The sequence below is a fragment of the Streptococcus vulneris genome (assembly GCF_019218685.1).
In the GTDB taxonomy this organism is placed as follows: Bacteria; Bacillota; Bacilli; order Lactobacillales; family Streptococcaceae; genus Streptococcus; species Streptococcus vulneris.
Window position 1 is genome coordinate 379,144 of sequence record NZ_JAHUZC010000001.1, and the last position, 21,365, is coordinate 400,508.

A 21,365-nucleotide genomic window follows, 5' to 3' on the forward strand; every position below is an offset into this window, starting at 1 on the left:
TTCTTAGACATTGAATACTCCTTAATTGATATGATTTCTTTAATTCTAATTTTAAAAATAGGGATTTTAATTATTTAAAAAATTAAATTTGGTTGACTTGGTAAATCAATGGCTTTATAAGCTAATAATTTTTCTAAAATTCTTATTGATTCATCTGATGAAAACAGTGATTCAAACTGAGGAACATAACTTGATAGGCTTTGTTTAAAACATTTCTTGCACTTATTCTTTCCGTAACGGAGTACCACTTCCTTTAAGTCCATAAATAAAATATAACTTTCAGCATCTTTAATCTTTCTATCTACATATTCATTGAATTCTCTTGATATTTTTTTTCCATGTTTTATGTGAAAATCTTCGTGATTAAATGAAATATCTAAACGTAGTTTATTTTGAAGATTACTTGTTAAGAAGTCAACTATTTTATTTTTTAGTTCACTCATACTTCTATGATGATAAAGAGCTATATTTTCAATAGAATAATAATTTATTTTAAAAAGATTATCATGTTCAATCGAATCATTAAAATCTCCGTCAACAATTCCTACAGCATTCATATTCCCATTGTGAATTACTCGTTGCCTAACTTGATCACAGGACATCCCTTCAGGAAATACCGTTGTTTTTGGCGTTATATAACATGAATAAAATTCTGGATCTTCCGCATAAATTATCAACTTATCTTGACCAATTAATTTTTCTACTCCATCAAAATAATCAGCTTTATTGATATCAAAAGTATTCATTCTATAACTCCACTAAATCAAATTCCATTCTTTCACAAGCTTTGAAAACAAACGGGGCATGTGTTGCTATGATTATAATTTTTTCCCCGAGTATTTCAACTAGGTCTGTCATAATTTTACTCTGATAATTTAATGATAAAGAAATTTCTGGCTCATCCACTAATAATAAATCTTCTGAACTATAAACAACATTCAATATTAATGTCAATAAACGACGCTCTCCAGACGATAGCATGGACAAATCTAGCTCATCACCATCTTTCTTAGCTAATAGTTCATTATCTTTAAACTTTAAATAAATATTAGTATACTTTTTTAAAATTTTATTAACTTTTTTTATATTAGATAAAATAGTCCTTAATTTATTATCATCAATATCTTTAATTTTTTCATTGTTCTTGTCTATTTGCTTAGTAATCTTACTGACATATTGATTTGCTATATATATTTTTGCTCCTAATAGCTCTTGGATAATTTGTTCTTTTATCCTATCCAATTCCTCAAAATCTGGGGAAATATATTTCGCCGTTCTATTCAATCTTGAAAATAAAATAGCTTTGTATGCACTGAGTAAACTATTTCTTCGAAGATTATACCACTTATTATCATATTTAAAATCTGCAAAACGACGGTGTAAAAAGGAAGTGATATCTTCCACTTGCAAAATCTGGGGAATACTTTCTCCACTATGAAAATTACTTATTCCAAATGATTTTTTCACCTCATAAATAAGTCTTTCTGATTCTTTAAAAAATAGTGTCAACTGCCTTCCTTCGTCACCAATTGACTTTTTTTGTAGTAAATGCTCTACTGTTGTATTAAGCATTCTAAATCTATTACTTGGGAAAAAAGGAATTGTTTCATTATTCTTAACTATCTCTTCACTAATAGTTATAAAATCAACAAATGCTGATCTATTTTTTTCTATAAATTCATTATAAATACTTATTCCATGTTTATGTTTATCATTTAGTAATTCTAAAAACGATGTCCCCTCTATGTAGATGTTTTCCACATTAAATTGTTCAAACAAATCAACAAGTCTATTCTTATTTCTTTCTTTATTAGATAGATCTTGAAGAAGCTTTAATACCCTAGTTTTGCCTGTTCCATTAAAACCAAATAAAACGCTATTCTTATCTATATCAAGCTTAATAGAATTATCATTATCTCTAAATTTAAAAGTTAAATCCATGTTACTTACCCCAACTTATTTAATTTCAAATATAAAAAAACCGTGTCTTTACTCCTAAGTCAAGTGACCTAGGGGCGTAAAAACGCGGTTCCACCCTAATTTATTACTTCATTGTTTTTGAAAATACAACAGAAAGCGCCAGTTCTTTATCTTGCCCTACTTGGCTCCCACTATCCCAAGCTCGCTTGAAGAACGCCATAAGACTTTCTTTCCTGCAGACTATTATATCAGAATTGTAACATACTGTAAATCAAAAACTATAGAAAGATGTATAGTATTCTCTAATCACTTTTTGAAAAAGTTGCAAGTCCAATAACTGACAACAAGAGAGAAATTCCTGAAATACTTAGAATAATAGAAATCATGTTATTCTCACCAGTGGCTGGTAATTGTTTTCCTTCTTTGTTGACTGTAGCTAAAAGCACTTGTTGACCACTTCCAGCTAGTGTTTTATTCTCATGCTTAGCTTCTATATTGGAATGATGTATTGCAATTGATGTAGCTTTCTCAATTTTATCATTGCTAACTGAAGACTTAATAGTTGAGACTTGTCTATTGTGACTTACTAATTTAACAGATTGCACTTGAGAAACTGGTTTAGTTGGATTAGCTGGTTTAATCGTTACAACTGGTTTAGTTGGATTAACTGGCTTAATCATTACAACTGGTTTAGTTGGATTAGCTGGTTTAATCGTTACAACTGGTTTAGCTGGAATAACTGGATTAATCGTTACAACTGGTTTAGTTGGATTAACTGGCTTAATCGTTACAACTGGTTTAGCTGGATTAACTGGCTTAATCGATGCAACTGGTTTAGTTGGATTAGCTGGTTTAACCGATGCAACTGGTTTAGCTGGATTAACTGGCTTAATCGTTACAACTGGTTTAGTTGGATTAGCTGGTTTAATCGTTACAACTGGTTTAGTTGGATTAGCTGGCTTAACAGATGCAACTGGTTTAGCTGGACTAACCGGCTTAACTGGTGCAACTGGTTTAGCTGGATTAACTGGTTTAATCGTTACAACTGGTTTAGTTGGAATAACTGGTTTAACTGGTGCAACTGCTTTAGTTGGAATCTCTACTTTATTAGCCTTCAGTTTTACAGCCGTTTCTTTTAGAGCATCGATTACTTCATTAATTTCTTCTTGACTAGCTTCTGCATTTTCCAAAAGTAACTTAGCTTTGTTGAAAATAAGATTATATGCATCTTTCTCCTCTTTACCAGCTGTCAAAAATCTTGGATCTTTGTCTTGGAACTTCACTTCATCCACGATAACATTTTTTAGGCTCATGAAATCTGTTTCTTTCCCATTCAGCTGGTCTTGTGCTTTCAAGAAAGCGGTCAATAGACGGTCGATTTCATCTTGAGTTATCAAATCTTTTGTAATTAATAATGCCAAGAGTTTAAATTCACGATCATATTGACCTTTGAGTTCTTGATCAGAATTTATATATTTACCTTTTTTAACTGTCTCAGCATATGCTTTAATAGCATTCTTCAATGATGTGATATCAGATTCCTTACCATCCAATGTTTGCATAGCAGACTCTAAAGCCTTAACAATTTGGTCAATTTTATCTTGGTTAAGTTTACTTCCCAATGCTAGTTGCGCATCTTTGACACTTTGATCAAAAATCTCTTTTAACTTCTGTTTTGTATTATAATATCTTGGAGTTTTAACTACTTCCATTTGTTTATTTAAAGCTGCAATTAGAGCTAACTTAGAAACAACTGAAAGTGACAAAACATTATTTTTACCAAACAGAACTTTAAATGGTTGAAGATTATCAAGTAATTCATAACCCTTTGATAGATTTACAAGAACTTTATACTCACCAGTAACTACTTTCTTACCATAAGAATGTTTACCATATGTTTCAGCTGGCAAGACTTGGCTCTGACCATCTTCACCTACTAAAGTAATCGTTGTAGTTCCAGGAACAGCTTGATTAAAGCCAACCGTTACTGGGGCATATTTCATTTTGTTAGCCAAGAAGGTAATAGTTTGAAAACTATTTTCTTTCGTTAAATCAAATTCCCTAGATAGAGCACTCACAAATTTCAACTCTGTACGGTCATAGCTAAAAATTTCCGCAACATAATGCCCAAATTTCAAGAAATTAATATCTTTTGACTTATCAACAGTTACATATTGACCTTCGCTATTTTTAATGCGATAAACATAAGTTGTATCAATCTCATCATTGGTTTTATTATTTAGTATAGCAATTTTTACACGACCACTATTTTCTTCACCTACAAGATCTTTGAGAGATATAAAATCTACATTTCCCGCAAAGTCTTCTACATAATAGAAGATTTTCGATTTATCAACGTTCTTAGGAAGTGTATAACTACCATCTTCATTTTGTTTGATAATTTGATACTGTTCGATTTCTGAATCTGTCGCCTCTCTATTTTCAGAAGGACGAATATAAAAGACTTTTTCTAGAAGAATTCCACCATTTCCTACATCCTGAGGTTTGCGAGCTATGAATTGTTCTTTATCTTCTTGATAACGAATATATCCCGAAGTAATCAGAGGTTTTTGTGTATCGATTTGAATTTTAAATATTGTATATTGTTCTTCAGCTCCAGGGACATCTGGCTTATAACTAATAACATAGTCATAAATTCCATCAGAGACTCGATTTCCATTAGAATCCTGTCCTCCCCAAGCTGTTTTATCTACAATGTAACTTCTTGGATTTCTAGTATCGCCATCAAAATAATTTTTTACAAGGTCTGTTGGACGACTTTGCCAAATAGGCTGACTGTGTGTTGTATCCGAAGAATCATAAACCGTCGCACGAAGATTTACCAAATTTCTATAGACAAGAGTTTTAAATTTAACAGAATCTTTATTACCATCCTCATTTGGCGAGATAGCAAGGCGGATGTTCCCCTTTTCATCTAATTGTAGATGGTATTTTCCTTCAGCATCTTGTTTCACTCCGAGTACAGTCACTCGACTTCCTTGACGCTCTGCTTTTAAAACATTTACATCATTTTCAGAACTTGTTAAATAAGTTGCATCGTCTGAAGGTGAAATTCCTGGATTATCTTTATCAATTTCAGAGTAAAATCCACTGTTTCCTTCCTTAATCAATTGATAAATTGGTTTTTCAATTGCAGGTAGATTTTGGAATTCTCCCTTAAATCCCATAAATGGTAAACCAATAACAGAACCATCATCTGCAGGATTAACAAATCTAACAAATCCTTCTAGAAAATAACCATTTGGCATTATTTTGCTAAGTTCTTCAGTAAACTTACTTGTATCTACACTAACTGTTACCGTCTTCGTACTATGAGCTTTCACAGTTACTTCAGGCCAAACTGTTTCAGTTAGTTTTCGTGGACGGAGAGTGAATTTCCCTTCAGTAACTTCGTCCGTATTTGTATTTACAATCATCTTCAGTGTTTGGTCTTTATCCGAAATATTATGAATGGTAACTTCAAAGGTAAATTTATCACCAACATTGCCAAGAGTAACACTTGGATAGTTATTTGCACCTGTTACAAATAAATCTGTGCTTGTTGCCGCCATCGTGTCAACTACGCCAGCACCTTGCTGACGTGGAGAAGTATAGGCTCCAGTTTGTTTATTAAAATGTGGTTTTGCAGTAGACATAATTAAAGCTTTTACAATCTCTGAAATTTGACTAGCTGATAATTCAGGATGTTTCTTTGCTAAATATTCTTTGACTAATGCTGCGACACCAGCTACATGAGGAGCCGCCATACTTGTTCCACTGATACTTCCATAGCTATTATCGTTAAATGATGAATAGATATTTCCACCAGGTGCAGTAACATCTGGTTTCAATTGTCCATCTGTTGTAACTCCCCAACTTGAAAAATCTGACAATTGGTCTGCAACATCTGATTTACGATTATCCATCTTGTGATTAAAGACAATTTTATACTGACCAGACTTAAGAATTTCACCATAATGTTTTGAAATAAAGACAGATGGGATTTTCTTAGCATCACCTGTAACAGACATACTAACATTTGCACCTTCAACGTTGTTATAAATTAAAACTCCAGCTGCACCATGTTGAAGAGCATTTTTAATCTTATCAGAAAAATTAATTTTACCACGTTGAATCAGTGCTAACTTGCCTCTTACATCAATATTAGCAAAATCTTCTTCACGACCAATACCCGCTGCTACATATTCGTATTCTTTCCCTTTTTCAAAATCTTTTTCTGTTTCAGGTTTATTAAAATCAAACTTACCATAATCAAGGGTAGCGTCATTTTCTAAACCTTTTACTTCAAATACCTCAGTAGTTAGAATTTTATTATTAATAGAAGCAACAGAAATTGAATCTTCCACTGTAGAGGGATTTCCGACAAGACCATAATCAGGATTTGCTGCCAATGGTTGTGAAAAACCTCTACCGAAAGTATTACTATTACCTGCAGCGATAACAACAGATACTCCTTTAGCGCGTGCTCTTTTTACTGCATCAATGATATCTGAACCAGCATCTACCGTTGAACCCGCACCTGCACCCAAACTCATATTGATCACATCTGCACCTAATGCAACAGCATCATCAATAGCTTTTACATAAAGGGCAGAGGCTGTAGTTTTATCTCTGTCTGAAAAAACTCTCATAAACATAATTTGAGCTTCTGGCGCCACCCCGTAAACCTTCTCAGAATTCGGTGCTTTATTAACAGGATTTCCAGCTACAATTCCAGTAACGTGCATTCCATGAGACTCTTTTTCAGCCTCTTTTATATTATCAGTTCCATCAAAGTAATCATAAGCATATACTACTTTGTCACTGTACCATTTCCCATAGTCAATACCAGCAGCCTTTTTAGCTTTTTCGATATCATCCTGATTTTTAAATTTCGCCTTTGACGGATCAGAAATACGCAAAACCTCATGATTCAAATCAAGACCTGAATCTATAACAGCGACTACAGTTCCTTGTCCTTTATGTCCTGCTTCCCAGGTTTTAGGGACAGTAATAATTTCATTACTGGAGATACTGTTCGGCTTTTCTTTATGTCCACCTTGAGATAACGACTGTGATTGTATGCTTTCTGAAGAAGAATTACTTTTCACTGCTGATTCTTCCTTCTTCTCTTCACTTTTTATAGCAGTCGTTTCTTTCTGTGTGGTTAAATCCTTGTCTGACTTATTATCTCTATACTCGATAGAATCATCTTGTTTTAATGACTCTATCACTTCTGTTTTTTCTTTCGAAGAAGAATTTAGAGCATTCTTGTCAGCCGTGACTGGTGATGCAAGCTTATTTGAATCATCTAATTTATTAGTCGTTACAGTACGTGTAACTTGATTGGATGTTTCAAATTTTCCCTCATCGGCACTAACCTGTGCGAAAGCAAATCCGAAAGCAAAGACCGTTAGCAGAAAAATTGTTGCTATTTGGTACTTGTTATGACAAAAATCTTTGCAATCTCCCATAAAATCACTCCTTTTTATTTAAAATTAAAAGTATTATATACCAAATTATCTGAAAATTCTATCAAAATATTATTTTGTAACAAAATTGTAATATTAACCAATCCTATCATGAGATTTAAACATAAAAAAATTTAGCCTCGATTAATACAAGACTAAATTTATTTATTGAAAAATTACTTACGATTTAATTAGTTATTCAGCAAAAGTCTTACTGATCACGGTCATAGAATAGTTCATGTGCTTTTAATCGTGAATTAAGCATTTCAGGAACTGTGACAAAGTGATATCCTTGCTCTTTTAGATAATCTATAATCTTTGGTAAAGCATTGACTGTTTCAGCATGGATATCATGCATTAAGATAATCGAACCATTACGAACTTGACGTTGAATCTCTGTCAAAATTGCTGCTTCATTCTTACTCTTCCAATCCAGACTATCCACATCCCACATAATAAAACTCAAATCAAGGCTATTTCGAATGTCGTCTGTAATGGCTCCATAAGGCGGACGCATAAGTTTGGAACTAGAACCCAACACTTTAGTTAGCGCATCCTCAGTATCAGTAATCTGTTTTTTAGCTTCGTCAAGTGAAAGTTTTGAAAGCACTGGATGACTCCAACTATGGTTTCCAATAACATGGCCATTCGATTTCATGCGTTTCAAAATCTCTTCATTTCCAGAAACATTCTTACCTAAAACAAAGAAAGTTGCCTTGATACCATACTTAGAAAGTGTATCTAATGCTTGATTTGTCGTTGCAGGATTTGGTCCATCATCAAAAGTTAGAGCTACCACTTTTTGGTTTTTCTTTTCATAATAAGCCTTATAAAGTTCGGCATCCTTGTCTAATAAATAAGAGGATTGTACTACATCAAAGAAACTAGATACTGGTAAGGCAATATCATCTAGATTTTCAACTGACTGACTTGGATAAAGGATAATCTGACTATCCTTGTAATCAAAATTCCATGCAGACAAGTCTTGTTCAGAGAAGCCTTTAACAACTTGATCAATCTTTTCTTGGTCCAATTTCTTATCCTGTAAGAAAGAGGTGATTTCTTTTAACAACTGCTCTTTGGCTTTACTAGGATCTGAAAATAATTGATCAAGTGTAAAAGGTTTACCATCTTCTGTCAAATGGACTTTTGCCAGACTAGTTTTTTCAGTCTCTTCAACTTTTGACGAAGTTAAATCATAGACTTGTTTCATCACACTTCGGTTAACAATCCCTTTTAAAGTCGAATCCTGTTTCTCCGTATAATAAAAAACTAGATTTTCCTTGTATTCCAGATTTTCCTTAATATCCTGTGTCATGATTTCTTTTACAGATGAAATCACTTGCTCCCCTTGGAGAGGATAATAGGCAATTACTTCGGCTTGTCCCTTACGAAAATGATCTTTCTGATTTCCCTCACTCAATTGATCATCTTTCTCTTTTTTGAGCGTTTCAATCCTTTGTTCAAAACTTTGCTTTGTATATATTTTGTATCCAATCATTGAACCAAGGACACAAATACTTACTGAAAAGATAGCTACTAGGGCTATTAAACCGATTCTCTTTTTATCGTGCTCAACACGATTTGCTCTACTTTTATCCATAGAAATATCATATCAAATTCAGGCTATAATTTCAATGAGAAATAAGTACTATTACTCGTTTTGAACAAAAAAATAGGCTCCATAATATCTATAGGGGGATTTACCCACTACAAATATTATAGAGCCTTTTATTATGTTAGAAACGAATCGTCTCACGTGTTTTTTCGTATGAAGTGACAAAACGGTTGGTTACACCTGGTTCTGCAACTTCCAAAGCTTGCGAAATCTTATCAAATGAAGCATGATAATCAAATTCTTTTTCAAAAATTTCTAATGATTCATTAAAAGCTTCTTGAATTCGTTCATCAAATGAGCGGTAACGGTTCGAATACTGTAGCAATTGTTCTGTCAATGTTGCATATTGAACAATATTATATGTTTCTTCTTCAAGTGCTTCCATATCATTGGTTGTAATTTCAAGCATACGGTTCACAGCTTCGATATTGACCCGAGCTTCTTCTAGTTCAGCCATCAACTCTTCAGTATGGTTACTTGCTGTAAAGAACAACTGTAAGAAATTCTGAGGAATACCTGGAAGATTGCGTTTTTCCATATATCTCTTAATCGTGTGAAGACGATTAACATAAACATTTGCCTTCTGGCGAGCATTGATATCATCTTTTTCAATCTGAGCAAGGCGTTGACTAACCGCAACTTGTTCATCTTCAATTTCCTTCAAAGTCGCTTGTAAGTTTTCCAAACGATCTTCAAGGAATGAATAAGGTTCAGAATGTTCCTCTTGTTCAGAAGTTAATTCCAATACAGATTCTTCTAAAGATTCTAACTCAGCTTGTAATCTATGAACATGACTAACATCCGTTTCAGATAGTAGGTAATTGTTACTCAATCGTTGAATATCTTCCACTAAAACAGCATTACTATCTTTCATGTGTTTCAAATATGTAGGAAGGGTTGCAACTAAGCCTTCTACTACTTTTTGAGCAGCAATTTCTCGTGTAAAGATATCATAGAGTGTATTGATTTCTTCTTGAACTTGAGTATTTTCATACTCAGCATTATCCAACTCTAATTGTGCAATATTTTCGTGGTTTTTCTTCAAAGCTTCATAAAGCAATTGGAAGCGAGATTCAATATCCGTTTCAGCGAAATGATAATTAGCATCTAAAAGTTTACGGTAACCGTCTTCCAAATCTTCCAATTGATCAGGTAGCTCTTTAGATAATGTTTTTACAATTGCTGGCAGGCGATCTACTATGTGACTCAAAGCCAAGATATGATTTTCAGCATTATCCAAAATCACAGCAGCTTCTACTGGGTCACCTGAAGTGTTCAAAGTAACAAACTGAGAAAACTCTGATTGGATATTTTCCAATTGTTTTTCGATTTCAGATAAACCTTGGCCATATTCTTCAGAATGATCAGCCACTCGGTGTTGCAACTCTTCAAACAAGTCCAAAGTATGAAGAACACGTCCACTATTTTTAGACTCTTGTTTCTCCAAATCTGCCAAAGCATTACGAATTGCCGCAATATCTTCTTCAATCAAGGTAATTTGACTCTCGATTTGGTCGATTTGATGACTGGCCTTGAAAAAACGGAATGAGTTGTTATAGCCTTCTGCCTCAAAAAGATTATTTTCGATATCTGCAAAAGAGTTAAGAGATAGGTCAACCCATTTTTGGTTCCATTCACGGAAAGTCACTTGACTTTGTCCAATCAAATGCATATTTTTTACTGCTTCGACCTCATCATTAACAGGAAGATTATAGAGCTGTTCTTTTCTTTCTTCAAGACCTGTTAATCTAGTCACGTTTCGCTTGCGTAGAAAAATAGCTGCTACATAAGCCAGAATCAAAATGACTGCAATCGCAACCATTAGATAAATTAGTTGTCCATTAGACATATTAAACTCCTTTTATACTAGAAACAATCGTAATGATTATATCATATTTTTTAAACCATGGGAACCATTTCCCATTTTTTAGACGTCAAGTGTACTATAGACAGCATTTTCTTCGATAAACTCACGACGAGGCTCTACTCGATCCCCCATCAACATATCAAAGATTTTATCTGCTTCTGCAGCATCATCCACAGAAACTCTAGCCATTAAGCGATGTTCGGGATCCATGGTTGTTTCCCACAATTGGTGGTCATCCATTTCACCAAGACCCTTATAACGCTGAATAGTTGGTTTGGCACGACCTTCACTGTGGCGGGCTAAGGCTTCTTGGAGTTTAATTTCTTGATCTGCCCCTGGCTGGATATATTCTTTAATCTCGCTTCCAACCTTGACACCATAGATTGGTGGTTGGGCGATATAAACATAGCCAGCTTCTAGAATTGGTTTCATATAACGATAAATCAAGGTTAAAAGAAGGGTACGAATATGAGCACCATCGACATCGGCATCGGTCATCAAAACGAGTTTTTGATAACGGGCTTTTGAAACATCAAATTCTGCACCGAATCCTGTTCCCATCGCTGTGAAAAGACTACGAATTTCTTCGTTAGCTAGAATCTTATCCATACTTGCCTTTTCAACGTTCAAAATCTTACCGCGGATTGGAAGAATTGCCTGAAATTCACGGTTACGACCAGATTTGGCTGACCCACCAGCTGAGTCTCCTTCGACGATGAAGAGTTCTGTCTCTGCAGGATTGTTAGAAGAACAGTCCGCCAGTTTTCCTGGAAGGTTAGAAATTTCCAAACCAGATTTTTTACGGGTAACTTCACGCGCACGCTTGGCAGCCACACGAGCCTTAGCAGCCAGAATTCCTTTTTCTACAATGCGTTTTGCAATTTGAGGATTCTCCATAAGGAAATCAGAGAAAGCATCACTGAAGAGACGATTGGTAATCTTGACCACTTCGCTATTCCCCAGTTTTGTCTTGGTCTGTCCTTCAAACTGTGGATTTGGGTGTTTAACTGAGATAACTGCAGTTAGTCCTTCACGGACATCTTCCCCTGTTAGGTTGTCTTCATTGTCTTTCAGTAACTTATTCTTACGAGCATAATCGTTGATAACACGTGTCAAGGCTGTACGAAAACCTTGTTCATGCGTTCCACCTTCATGTGTATGAATATTATTGGCGAAACTCATGACATTTTCATGGTAACCAGTTGTGTACTGCATGGCTACCTCAACTGTGATATCATCCATCTCACCGTCAGTATAGATTGGTGTATCAAAGATAACATCCTTGTTCTCATTGATATATTCAACGTAACTAGCAATCCCACCTTCATAGTGGTAATGCTTAGTTTGTTCTAACCCCTCACGCTTATCTGTAATGGAGATTTGAAGACCACGATTTAGAAAGGCCAATTCTTGAATACGTTTATTTAATTTATCAAAGTCAAAAGTGGTTGTTTCAGTGAAAATTTCTGGATCCGGTGTAAAGTGAACAGTTGTTCCTGTTTTATCCGTATCTCCAACTACTTCAAGATCTGCGACAACATGACCACGACGGTATTCTTGGTAATGAATCTTACCATTTTTGTGGACATGAACGTCTAATTGAGTTGAAAGGGCGTTAACAACTGACGACCCCACTCCGTGAAGACCACCTGAGACCTTATATCCGCCACCGCCGAATTTTCCTCCAGCGTGAAGAACAGTAAAGACTGTCTCAACAGCAGGACGTCCCGTCTTTTCCTGAATATCGACGGGAATCCCACGCCCATCATCGACAACAGTAATCGAATCATCTGGCTCAATAAAGACTTGAATATGGCTGGCAAATCCTGCCAAGGCCTCATCAATTGAGTTATCAACAATTTCCCAGACTAGATGGTGAAGACCTTCTTTTGAGGTCGATCCGATATACATCCCTGGACGCATACGAACAGCCTCTAAGCCCTCTAAAACTTGAATTTGACTGGCATCATAATCTTGTGCCTGCAGATTTTTGATTTCTTCTGTCATCTTTTTCCTTTTTCTTACATGTCTAATACTTGTCTTAAATTCACGATACTGGTAAACAAGTAGGTAGCTAGTCCTGCAGCTTGCCCTGCTTCGATATCAATCGGCCGATCACCGATGACAAGACCAGAGTTAATTTGATACTTTTCTCTTAAATAAATCATGGACTCTGGACTTGGTTTTCTCTTAAAGCCTGAGTTAGAAGTCACCACTTCTGTAAAATAAGCTGCTATAGAGGTTTTTTCTAAAATTTCCAAGACCTGATCATTACGGTGAGAGACCAAAAAATGACGGCCATCTTGATTTGAAATGTCTTCCAATAAGTCAGAAACTCCATCAAACAAAATCGGATGTTCCAGCTCTCTGGCTTCATTTTCCTTGTACTTTTCTAAAAAATTCTCTAAGTTGGGAGCGAATATCTCAATCGCAAAATCAGTAGAAACCTTTAAAGCTTGGTACACACTGTCATGGTCTTGTGTGATGCCATACAGAGCTAAAGTTTCAACAAATGCAGCTGTTGAAGTTTCGTAATTATCTAGTAAAGTTCCACCTAAATCCCAGATATAATCGTGATATTTCATACCCTTCATTATAGCATTTTTTTGTGAAAAAAGCGATGATTTCCTTGAGTTTTGCACATAAAAAATGCTCTATATTATTTGTAGTGGGTAAATCTATTATAAATACTATGAAACCTATTTTCTTGTAGAAAAAAGTTCCATATGACCCATAATGAAAAGCGACCAAACCATCATTAGAGAGAATCATATGGAACAATTATATTTTAACACAAAACTACTTTATATAAAAAATCCTAATATCCAATTTATGGATGTTATTAATAAGGGGGGGAACTTCTCAAAGTAAGTTCCACTTGACTGGTATTGAGCCTAGCTTTTCACTAATCTTGTCTTGAAATTTTAAAATAGATTATAAAACCTTACTCAAGAAGTCTTTAGTCCGCTGTTCTTGGGTTTGTTCAAAAATCTGTTCGGGTGTTCCGTCTTCAACAACCACACCGTCTGCCATAAAGATGACACGGTCCGCCACCTCACGAGCAAATCCCATTTCATGTGTTACGATAACCATGGTCATTCCTGACTTGGCTAAGTCTTGCATAACAGCCAACACCTCTCCTACCATTTCGGGGTCCAGGGCTGAAGTTGGCTCGTCAAAGAGCAAGACATCAGGTTCCATAGCTAAACCACGAGCGATGGCAATCCGTTGTTGCTGGCCACCTGACAAACTCTGAGGGTAAGCATCTGCCTTATCTGGTAAACCAACTTTTTCCAAAAGTTCCTTAGCTCTCTTCTCTGCAACTTCCTTACTTTCACCTTTAGTCTTGATAGGAGACAAGGTGATATTTTCCATCACAGTCATATTAGGAAAGAGATTAAATTGTTGGAAAACCATCCCCATCTTCTCACGCATGGCAAAGAGGTCATTCTTCTTGTCCGTAATATCAACTCCCTCAAAGATAACCTTCCCTTTGGTTGCTTCTTCCAACAAATTCATAGAACGAAGCAAGGTAGATTTCCCGCTTCCTGAAGGACCGATAATAACAACAACTTCACCTCTTTTAATCTCGAGGTTGATGCCCTTCAATACTTCATTCTTTCCAAAGGATTTATGTAAATTTTCAATTTTTATCAAGGTTTCTGTCATTATTTTTTATCTCCTTGTCCCATACGTTTTTCAAAAGCTTTCAAGGCTACTGTCAAAATAGAAGTCATAATCAAGTAATAAAAGGCTGCAAATAAAAGTGGTGTTAAAGGTAGATAGGTTGTTGTAGAAACTGTTGTAGCCCCATTCCACAACTCCATGACACCGATAGCTGATAAGAGGGAACTATCCTTGATAATAGTGATAAATTCGTTCCCCAATGCTGGCAAAATATTTTTGATAGCTTGTGGCAAAATCACATAGCGCATCGCATTTTTAGGACGAATCCCTAAAGAATAGGCCGCCTCTAACTGCCCCTTAGGAACCGCATTAATTCCGGCACGAACAGTCTCAGAAACATAAGCACCACTGTTCATTGAGATAATCAAAATCCCTGGAATCAGACGAGAAAGATCAACACCCAAAATCCCAACCTGAATAGTCGGAGCATTGATATGCATAAGAGCAAAGGCAATCATAATCTGAACCATCATCGGTGTCCCGCGGAAAATCCAAACGTATAAGTTGGCAAGCCAAACAAGCGGTTTAAACTTTGAACGTTGCCCAAAAGCCAAGACAACCCCCAAAATAGTTCCCAAAAAGACAACACAGATAGAAATGAGAACCGTCACGACAGCCCCATAGTTAAAATAAGGTAAATACTTTGGTAAAAAAGAAAAATTCATAGTCACACTGCTTTCTAAAATAGAATACTGTATGATTATAACATGAATTGAATTAAAATTCAAATCTTTTGTCTAATTTATTCAAAAAATCTTTCAGCTGGTAGAATTAGCGAGAAATCTTAGTTTTTTCTAGTCAATTTGGCCTCCTTTATGGTAAAATAGTAACGATAAGAAATGAAGGAGAATCAAAATGGAATCACATTTGGTTAGAATCATCAACCGCCTTGAAGCAATGGCAAAAGACGGCGGAAATTTAAAACGTAATTTTGAACGCGAAGGAGTTGTTGTTGCAGAAGTTGCATACAGCCACGACGAAGAAAACGGCTCAATCTTTACCCTTCGTGATGTCGAAGCTCGCGAAACTTATACGTTTGACAGCATTGACTTGATTGCAATGGAGATTTACGAACTCCTTTACTAATACAAAACAAGCTGGGATTACACCCTGCATGTCTAACCAAAATCCTTTTTGTCTCACAAATAGGATTTTTTTATAGCCCAAATTCACAAAGATCATTATTGTAACAACTTCCCAAAGCTTCAATCTTTTTACTTGCTTTACACCCCAATCCTGTTATAATGAGAGTATAGAAATTTGACTATTTTTGACCTTTAAACAGGTCAGGCTAAAGAAAGAAATGAGGTAGATGTATGCTTTGTCAAAACTGTAAAATCAATGACTCAACAATTCATCTTTATACCAATCTCAATGGAAAGCAAAAACAAATTGACCTCTGTCAAAACTGCTATAAGATTATCAAAACAGATCCTAACAATAGCCTCTTTAAAGGTATGACAGATCTGAACAATCGTGACTTTGATCCTTTCGGAGATTTCTTCAATGACCTAAACAATTTTAGACCTTCTAACAACACTCCACCGACTCCCCCAACCCAATCAGGTGGAGGTTACGGTGGAAACGGAGGTTATGGTTCCCAAAATCGTGGACCTGCTCAAACTCCTCCACCAAGCCAAGAAAAAGGCCTGCTAGAAGAATTTGGTATCAATGTAACTGAGATTGCTCGTCGTGGCGATATCGACCCCGTTATTGGGCGCGACGATGAGATTATCCGTGTCATCGAAATTCTCAATCGCAGAACCAAGAATAATCCTGTTCTTATCGGTGAACCAGGTGTCGGAAAAACGGCCGTTGTCGAAGGTCTAGCTCAGAAAATCGTCGATGGCGATGTTCCACATAAACTACAAGGTAAACAAGTCATCCGTCTGGATGTGGTTAGCCTGGTTCAAGGAACAGGTATCCGAGGACAATTTGAAGAACGCATGCAAAAACTCATGGAAGAAATTCGCAAACGTGAAGACATCATCCTCTTTATCGATGAAATCCATGAAATTGTCGGTGCTGGTTCTGCGGGCGATGGCAACATGGATGCTGGAAATATCCTCAAACCAGCCCTTGCTCGTGGGGAACTGCAACTGGTCGGCGCTACTACCCTCAATGAATACCGTATCATTGAAAAAGATGCTGCCCTAGAACGTCGTATGCAGCCTGTAAAAGTCGATGAACCAACGGTGGAGGAAACGATTATTATCCTCAAAGGAATTCAAAAGAAATACGAAGACTATCACCATGTTCAGTATACTGATGCTGCAATTGAAGCAGCTGCAACTCTTTCCAATCGCTACATCCAAGATCGCTTCTTGCCTGACAAGGCCATCGACCTCCTAGATGAAGCGGGTTCTAAGATGAACTTGACCTTGAATTTTGTGGATCCTAAAGTAATCGATCAGCGCTTGATTGAAGCTGAAAATCTTAAATCTCAAGCTACACGAGAAGAAGATTTTGAGAAGGCCGCCTACTTCCGTGACCAGATTGCCAAGTATAAGGAAATGCAAAAGAAAAAGGTTACAGACCAGGATACTCCTATCATCAGTGAAAAAACCATTGAGCATATTATCGAGCAGAAAACCAATATCCCTGTTGGCGATTTGAAAGAGAAAGAACAATCTCAACTCATCCATCTAGCCGAAGATCTTAAGTCTCATGTTATTGGCCAAGATGATGCGGTCGATAAGATTGCCAAAGCTATTCGCCGTAATCGTGTTGGACTCGGTACGCCTAACCGTCCTATTGGAAGCTTCCTCTTTGTTGGGCCAACTGGTGTCGGTAAGACGGAACTTTCCAAACAACTAGCTATCGAACTCTTTGGTTCTGCTGACAGTATGATTCGCTTTGATATGAGTGAATATATGGAAAAACACAGCGTGGCTAAATTGGTCGGTGCCCCTCCAGGTTATGTTGGCTATGATGAGGCTGGGCAATTAACGGAAAAAGTTCGTCGCAATCCATATTCACTTATTCTCTTGGATGAAGTAGAGAAAGCCCATCCAGATGTTATGCACATGTTCCTTCAAGTCTTGGACGATGGTCGTTTGACAGATGGACAAGGACGTACCGTTAGTTTCAAGGATGCCATCATCATCATGACTTCAAATGCAGGTACAGGTAAGGCCGAAGCCAGCGTTGGATTTGGGGCTGCTAGAGAAGGACGTACCAACTCTGTTCTCGGTGAACTCGGTAACTTCTTTAGCCCAGAGTTTATGAACCGTTTTGATGGTATTATCGAATTTAAGGCTCTCAGCAAGGATAACCTCCTTCAGATTGTCGAGCTGATGCTAGCAGACGTTAACAAGCGCCTTTCTAGCAACAACATTCATTTGGATGTAACTGACAAGGTCAAAGAAAAATTAGTTGACCTCGGTTATGATCCAAAAATGGGAGCACGCCCACTTCGTCGTACTATTCAAGACTATATTGAGGATGCCATCACTGACTACTACCTTGAAAATCCAAGCGAAAAAGACCTCAAGGCAGTTATGACCAGCAAGGGAAACATTCAAATTAAGTCTGCCAAAAAAGCTGAAGTTAAAACTTCTGAAAAAGAAGTATAAATCCTATAGAAAAGGAGTAGAAAATAAAAATTTTCTACTCCTTTTTACTAAAATAACTATAAGTTCTTGACAGCTCAGCCTTTGTCCATTAAGATAATAATAAAGATAATAGATAATGAGGAAAATGCAATGGCAAACCCAACCTTTGGAGAAAAAAAAGAGAATGTAACCTACCAGCATCGCTATGGTGTTTACGCAGTTATCCCTGACGCTGAGCAAAAACAAATTGTTCTTGTTCAAGCGCCTAATGGCGCTTGGTTCTTACCAGGTGGCGAAATTGAAGCAGGTGAAAATCATCAGGAAGCCCTAAAACGTGAATTGATTGAAGAGCTTGGATTCACTGCTGAAATTGGTACCTATTACGGTCAAGCTGACGAATATTTCTACTCTCGTCACCGTGATACCTACTACTACAATCCTGCCTACCTCTATGAAGCGACTTCTTTCAAAGAAGTACAAAAACCACTAGAAGACTTTAATCATATTGCCTGGTTCCCTATTGACGAGGCTATTGAAAACCTCAAACGTGGTAGCCATAAATGGGCCATCCAATCTTGGAAAAAACAGCATAAGATTGGCTAAATCAAGCTACTTTATTCAAAAAGTGCTATAATAGAATTAGAAAATCGGAGGAAATGTTATGAAGCTTATCAATACAACAAACTCACACTCGCAACTTGTAAAAAGCCAGCTAGAAAGTACAGATGCAACCCTTGTTGAAGTTTATTCTGCAGGTAATACAGATGTTATTTTTACCCAAGCTCCGCTTCACTATGAAATCCTCATCTCAAACAAACACCGCGCTATTCGCGAACCTGAAATCGAAGCTATTCAAGAATTTTTCTTGAAACGTAAAATTGATAAGGACTCTATTGATGAAGCCAATATCAAAACCCTCTATTCAGAAAAATTAATTGGAATTTCGATTCCAACCAAATAAAATCTTGGAGAGATTAGAAAGTGCTTTAAACCTTATGGAACAAAATTGGGTTTATTTAGCTTTTTAAATCATCTCCAATTTTTTATCTTGAAATCCTATCATACACAATTTTATAGGTAACAAAGGAGACAAGCATGGGAGACATGATATATCGAGAGGCAAGACTTGAAGAATACGAAAAAATTGGAAAACTATTAGCCAATTCCTTTCTTGACTATCCCTTTTTAACGATTATAAGGGATGATTTAAAGAAGCCTGATTATTATCCTAATTTTGTAGAAACATTACAAACAATGCTTACCAGAGTCTATATTAAAAAAGGAAACTGTTTAGTTGCGGAACAAGATGGAGAATTACGTGCAGTCGCCCTTTTGCAACAAAAGGATTTCTGTATACTATCCTATCTACAAAATGGCGGAACAAACATTTTTCGCTACATTCGACCACAAAATCTCCTTAAATACTTTGACTTTGTAAAACGTTCCAAAAAGCATTTAGAACAATCAGGGGAGTTTGATTGGTATTTGATGGCTTTAGCTGTCAATATAGAAAGTAAGGGGCGGGGAATAGGCAGTACTTTTCTGACACAAGGGATTGAACCTTATGTCAAATCAAAAGGCTGTAAACACTTGGGACTCATAACCAGTACAGCTAGAAATTCCTCATTCTACGAGAAAAACGATTATGTATTACTGGACCATATGGACTTAAAATACGGGTCAAAATCAATTGGTAACTGGGCATTTTTGAAAACAATGAATAAATTATAACAGGCCAGCAATTTGCTGACCTATTAAAAAGGATAGCTCATATTTACAAAAACCAACGTTCAAAACGTTGGTTTTCTTATCTATTTTACTGCTTCTTTCAAAGCATCTACCTTGTCCAAACGTTCCCATGGAAGGTCAATATCTGTACGTCCCATGTGTCCATAAGCCGCTGTTTGACGGTAAATTGGACGCTTAAGGTCCAGCATTTGGATAATTCCTGCAGGACGAAGGTCAAAGATTTGACGAGCAGCTTTTTCAAGTTTGCTTTCAGCTACTGTTCCTGTACCGAAGGTATCGATACGAACAGAAACAGGTTGCGCAACACCGATAGCATAGGCCAATTGCACTTCTGCCTTCTTAGCAAGGCCTGCTGCAACGATATTCTTGGCAATATAACGAGCCGCATAAGAGGCTGAACGGTCCACCTTAGTCGCATCCTTACCAGAGAAGGCACCACCACCATGACGAGAGTAGCCACCATAGGTATCCACGATAATCTTACGACCAGTCAAACCTGAGTCCCCTTGAGGTCCACCGATTACAAAGCGACCAGTTGGATTGATGAAGAATTTTGTTTGCTCATCCAAGTAAGAAGCCGGAATAACTTCTTTAATGACCTTGTTAATCACATCATTATGAATTTGTTCGTTGCTGACTTCTGGATCGTGCTGAGTTGAAATCACGACTGTGTCCACACGTACTGGACGGTCATTTTCATCATACTCAACTGTAACTTGTGATTTAGCATCTGGGCGAAGATAGCTGATTTCCCCAGACTTACGAAGTTCTGCCAAACGACGAACCAATTTATGACTGAGTGAAATTGGCAATGGCATGAGCTCTTCTGTTTCATCCACTGCAAATCCAAACATGAGCCCTTGGTCTCCAGCACCAATCAAATCAAGCGGATCTTGGTCTGCATTCCCACGAACCTCCAAGGCTTCGTTAACACCTTGAGCAATGTCAGGAGATTGTTCCACCAAAGATGGATGTACTCCTACAGTCTCAGCAGAAAAACCATATTCTGTATTGGTGTAGCCAATCTCTGCAATAGTATCACGAACCACACGGTTAATATCCACATAGGCATTTGTAGATATTTCACCAAAAACATGGACTGAACCAGTATATACAGCTGTCTCAGCAGCAACGTGCGCCTCTGGATCTTTAGCTAAAATAGCATCCAAAATCGCATCTGAAATTTGGTCTGCAATCTTATCTGGATGCCCCTCAGATACAGATTCAGACGTGAATAATTTACGTTCTGACATAAAAATGTCCCCCCTTAAAAATAGTGTTATAGAGTTACAAAGTACTGATAGGTATTTTCATTTTCTAAGAGTTACAACGCGTAAGAAATAAAAACGATACTTTTTATTTCTGAAGCTAGTAAGACGCATAGGTTGACCGCATTATAGCGGCAACCGTAGAATGACGAGTGACTACTTTGGAACCGTCAGTCTTTGCGAATTACAAAGTACTGATAGGAAAACTCTTCGCGATAAATGCCTACCATC

Annotated in this window: 15 protein-coding genes; 5 read left to right on the plus strand and 10 right to left on the minus strand. The window is 36.7% G+C overall.

From position 1 onward, the window contains the following. Positions 1–74: 74 nt before the first annotated feature. From KUA57_RS01910 to KUA57_RS01950, 9 genes are all read right to left on the minus strand, one after another. On the minus strand, positions 75–746 hold the full coding sequence (locus KUA57_RS01910) for a hypothetical protein (RefSeq protein WP_049552105.1): 672 nt from the start codon (positions 744–746) through the stop codon (positions 75–77). Position 747: 1 nt separating this feature from the next. After that, entirely contained in the window at positions 748–1,941 is a 1,194-nt protein-coding gene (locus tag KUA57_RS01915) for an AAA family ATPase (RefSeq protein WP_049552106.1), read from the minus strand. A 281-nt stretch (positions 1,942–2,222) separates the two neighbouring features. After that, on the minus strand, positions 2,223–7,394 hold the full coding sequence (locus KUA57_RS01920; RefSeq protein WP_218493561.1) for a S8 family serine peptidase: 5,172 nt from the start codon (positions 7,392–7,394) through the stop codon (positions 2,223–2,225). A gap of 208 nt (positions 7,395–7,602) precedes the next feature. After that, on the minus strand, positions 7,603–8,994 hold the full coding sequence (pgdA, locus tag KUA57_RS01925) for a peptidoglycan-N-acetylglucosamine deacetylase PgdA (protein WP_218493562.1): 1,392 nt from the start codon (positions 8,992–8,994) through the stop codon (positions 7,603–7,605). A 136-nt stretch (positions 8,995–9,130) separates the two neighbouring features. After that, positions 9,131–10,858 carry a septation ring formation regulator EzrA gene (gene ezrA / locus KUA57_RS01930; protein ID WP_218493563.1) on the minus strand — a complete coding sequence of 576 codons (1,728 nt, stop codon included), beginning with the start codon at positions 10,856–10,858 and terminating at the stop codon, positions 9,131–9,133. Positions 10,859–10,936: 78 nt separating this feature from the next. Continuing rightward, the gene (gyrB, locus tag KUA57_RS01935) at positions 10,937–12,883 is read right to left on the minus strand and encodes a DNA topoisomerase (ATP-hydrolyzing) subunit B (protein ID WP_000134040.1); all 1,947 of its coding nucleotides are present in this window, start codon (positions 12,881–12,883) and stop codon (positions 10,937–10,939) included. Between the two features lie 14 nt (positions 12,884–12,897). Further along, positions 12,898–13,461 carry an HAD family hydrolase gene (locus KUA57_RS01940; RefSeq protein ID WP_218493564.1) on the minus strand — a complete coding sequence of 188 codons (564 nt, stop codon included), beginning with the start codon at positions 13,459–13,461 and terminating at the stop codon, positions 12,898–12,900. Between the two features lie 349 nt (positions 13,462–13,810). Further along, positions 13,811–14,545 carry an amino acid ABC transporter ATP-binding protein gene (locus tag KUA57_RS01945; RefSeq protein WP_004259929.1) on the minus strand — a complete coding sequence of 245 codons (735 nt, stop codon included), beginning with the start codon at positions 14,543–14,545 and terminating at the stop codon, positions 13,811–13,813. Further along, complete coding sequence (locus tag KUA57_RS01950; RefSeq protein ID WP_001011642.1) at positions 14,545–15,228, minus strand: amino acid ABC transporter permease; 684 nt, start codon at positions 15,226–15,228, stop codon at positions 14,545–14,547. Before KUA57_RS01950 ends, KUA57_RS01945 begins: the two co-directional genes overlap by 1 nt. A 190-nt stretch (positions 15,229–15,418) precedes the next feature. Between KUA57_RS01950 and KUA57_RS01955 the strand changes: the two genes are divergently transcribed. From KUA57_RS01955 to KUA57_RS01975, 5 genes are all read left to right on the plus strand, one after another. Next, the gene (locus KUA57_RS01955; protein WP_000443570.1) at positions 15,419–15,649 is read left to right on the plus strand and encodes a DUF1797 family protein; all 231 of its coding nucleotides are present in this window, start codon (positions 15,419–15,421) and stop codon (positions 15,647–15,649) included. A gap of 230 nt (positions 15,650–15,879) precedes the next feature. Continuing rightward, the gene (locus KUA57_RS01960) at positions 15,880–18,138 is read left to right on the plus strand and encodes an ATP-dependent Clp protease ATP-binding subunit (RefSeq protein ID WP_218493565.1); all 2,259 of its coding nucleotides are present in this window, start codon (positions 15,880–15,882) and stop codon (positions 18,136–18,138) included. A 129-nt stretch (positions 18,139–18,267) separates the two neighbouring features. Next, positions 18,268–18,720, plus strand: coding sequence for an NUDIX hydrolase (locus KUA57_RS01965; protein ID WP_218493566.1), 453 nt, complete (start codon positions 18,268–18,270; stop codon positions 18,718–18,720). Positions 18,721–18,778: 58 nt separating this feature from the next. Next, entirely contained in the window at positions 18,779–19,078 is a 300-nt protein-coding gene (locus tag KUA57_RS01970) for a DUF1827 family protein (protein WP_000767189.1), read from the plus strand. A 134-nt stretch (positions 19,079–19,212) separates the two neighbouring features. Further along, positions 19,213–19,848, plus strand: coding sequence for a GNAT family N-acetyltransferase (locus tag KUA57_RS01975; protein ID WP_218493567.1), 636 nt, complete (start codon positions 19,213–19,215; stop codon positions 19,846–19,848). An 80-nt stretch (positions 19,849–19,928) separates the two neighbouring features. Here the strand turns inward: KUA57_RS01975 and metK are convergent, their stop codons facing one another. Continuing rightward, complete coding sequence (gene metK / locus KUA57_RS01980) at positions 19,929–21,119, minus strand: methionine adenosyltransferase (protein WP_000003942.1); 1,191 nt, start codon at positions 21,117–21,119, stop codon at positions 19,929–19,931. Positions 21,120–21,365 lie beyond the last annotated feature (246 nt).

Excerpts from the sequence above, each read along its gene's own strand:
- KUA57_RS01945 (WP_004259929.1), bottom strand. The coding sequence starts at position 14,545 with ATGACAGAAACCTTGATAAAAATTGAAAATTTACATAAATCCTTTGGA.
- KUA57_RS01920 (WP_218493561.1), bottom strand. The coding sequence starts at position 7,394 with ATGGGAGATTGCAAAGATTTTTGTCATAACAAGTACCAAATAGCAACA.
- ezrA (WP_218493563.1), bottom strand. The coding sequence starts at position 10,858 with ATGTCTAATGGACAACTAATTTATCTAATGGTTGCGATTGCAGTCATT.
- KUA57_RS01915 (WP_049552106.1), bottom strand. The coding sequence starts at position 1,941 with ATGGATTTAACTTTTAAATTTAGAGATAATGATAATTCTATTAAGCTT.
- gyrB (WP_000134040.1), bottom strand. The coding sequence starts at position 12,883 with ATGACAGAAGAAATCAAAAATCTGCAGGCACAAGATTATGATGCCAGT.
- pgdA (WP_218493562.1), bottom strand. The coding sequence starts at position 8,994 with ATGGATAAAAGTAGAGCAAATCGTGTTGAGCACGATAAAAAGAGAATC.
- KUA57_RS01940 (WP_218493564.1), bottom strand. The coding sequence starts at position 13,461 with ATGAAATATCACGATTATATCTGGGATTTAGGTGGAACTTTACTAGAT.
- KUA57_RS01950 (WP_001011642.1), bottom strand. The coding sequence starts at position 15,228 with ATGAATTTTTCTTTTTTACCAAAGTATTTACCTTATTTTAACTATGGG.
- KUA57_RS01955 (WP_000443570.1), top strand. The coding sequence starts at position 15,419 with ATGGAATCACATTTGGTTAGAATCATCAACCGCCTTGAAGCAATGGCA.
- metK (WP_000003942.1), bottom strand. The coding sequence starts at position 21,119 with ATGTCAGAACGTAAATTATTCACGTCTGAATCTGTATCTGAGGGGCAT.
- KUA57_RS01965 (WP_218493566.1), top strand. The coding sequence starts at position 18,268 with ATGGCAAACCCAACCTTTGGAGAAAAAAAAGAGAATGTAACCTACCAG.
- KUA57_RS01960 (WP_218493565.1), top strand. The coding sequence starts at position 15,880 with ATGCTTTGTCAAAACTGTAAAATCAATGACTCAACAATTCATCTTTAT.
- KUA57_RS01970 (WP_000767189.1), top strand. The coding sequence starts at position 18,779 with ATGAAGCTTATCAATACAACAAACTCACACTCGCAACTTGTAAAAAGC.
- KUA57_RS01975 (WP_218493567.1), top strand. The coding sequence starts at position 19,213 with ATGGGAGACATGATATATCGAGAGGCAAGACTTGAAGAATACGAAAAA.
- KUA57_RS01910 (WP_049552105.1), bottom strand. The coding sequence starts at position 746 with ATGAATACTTTTGATATCAATAAAGCTGATTATTTTGATGGAGTAGAA.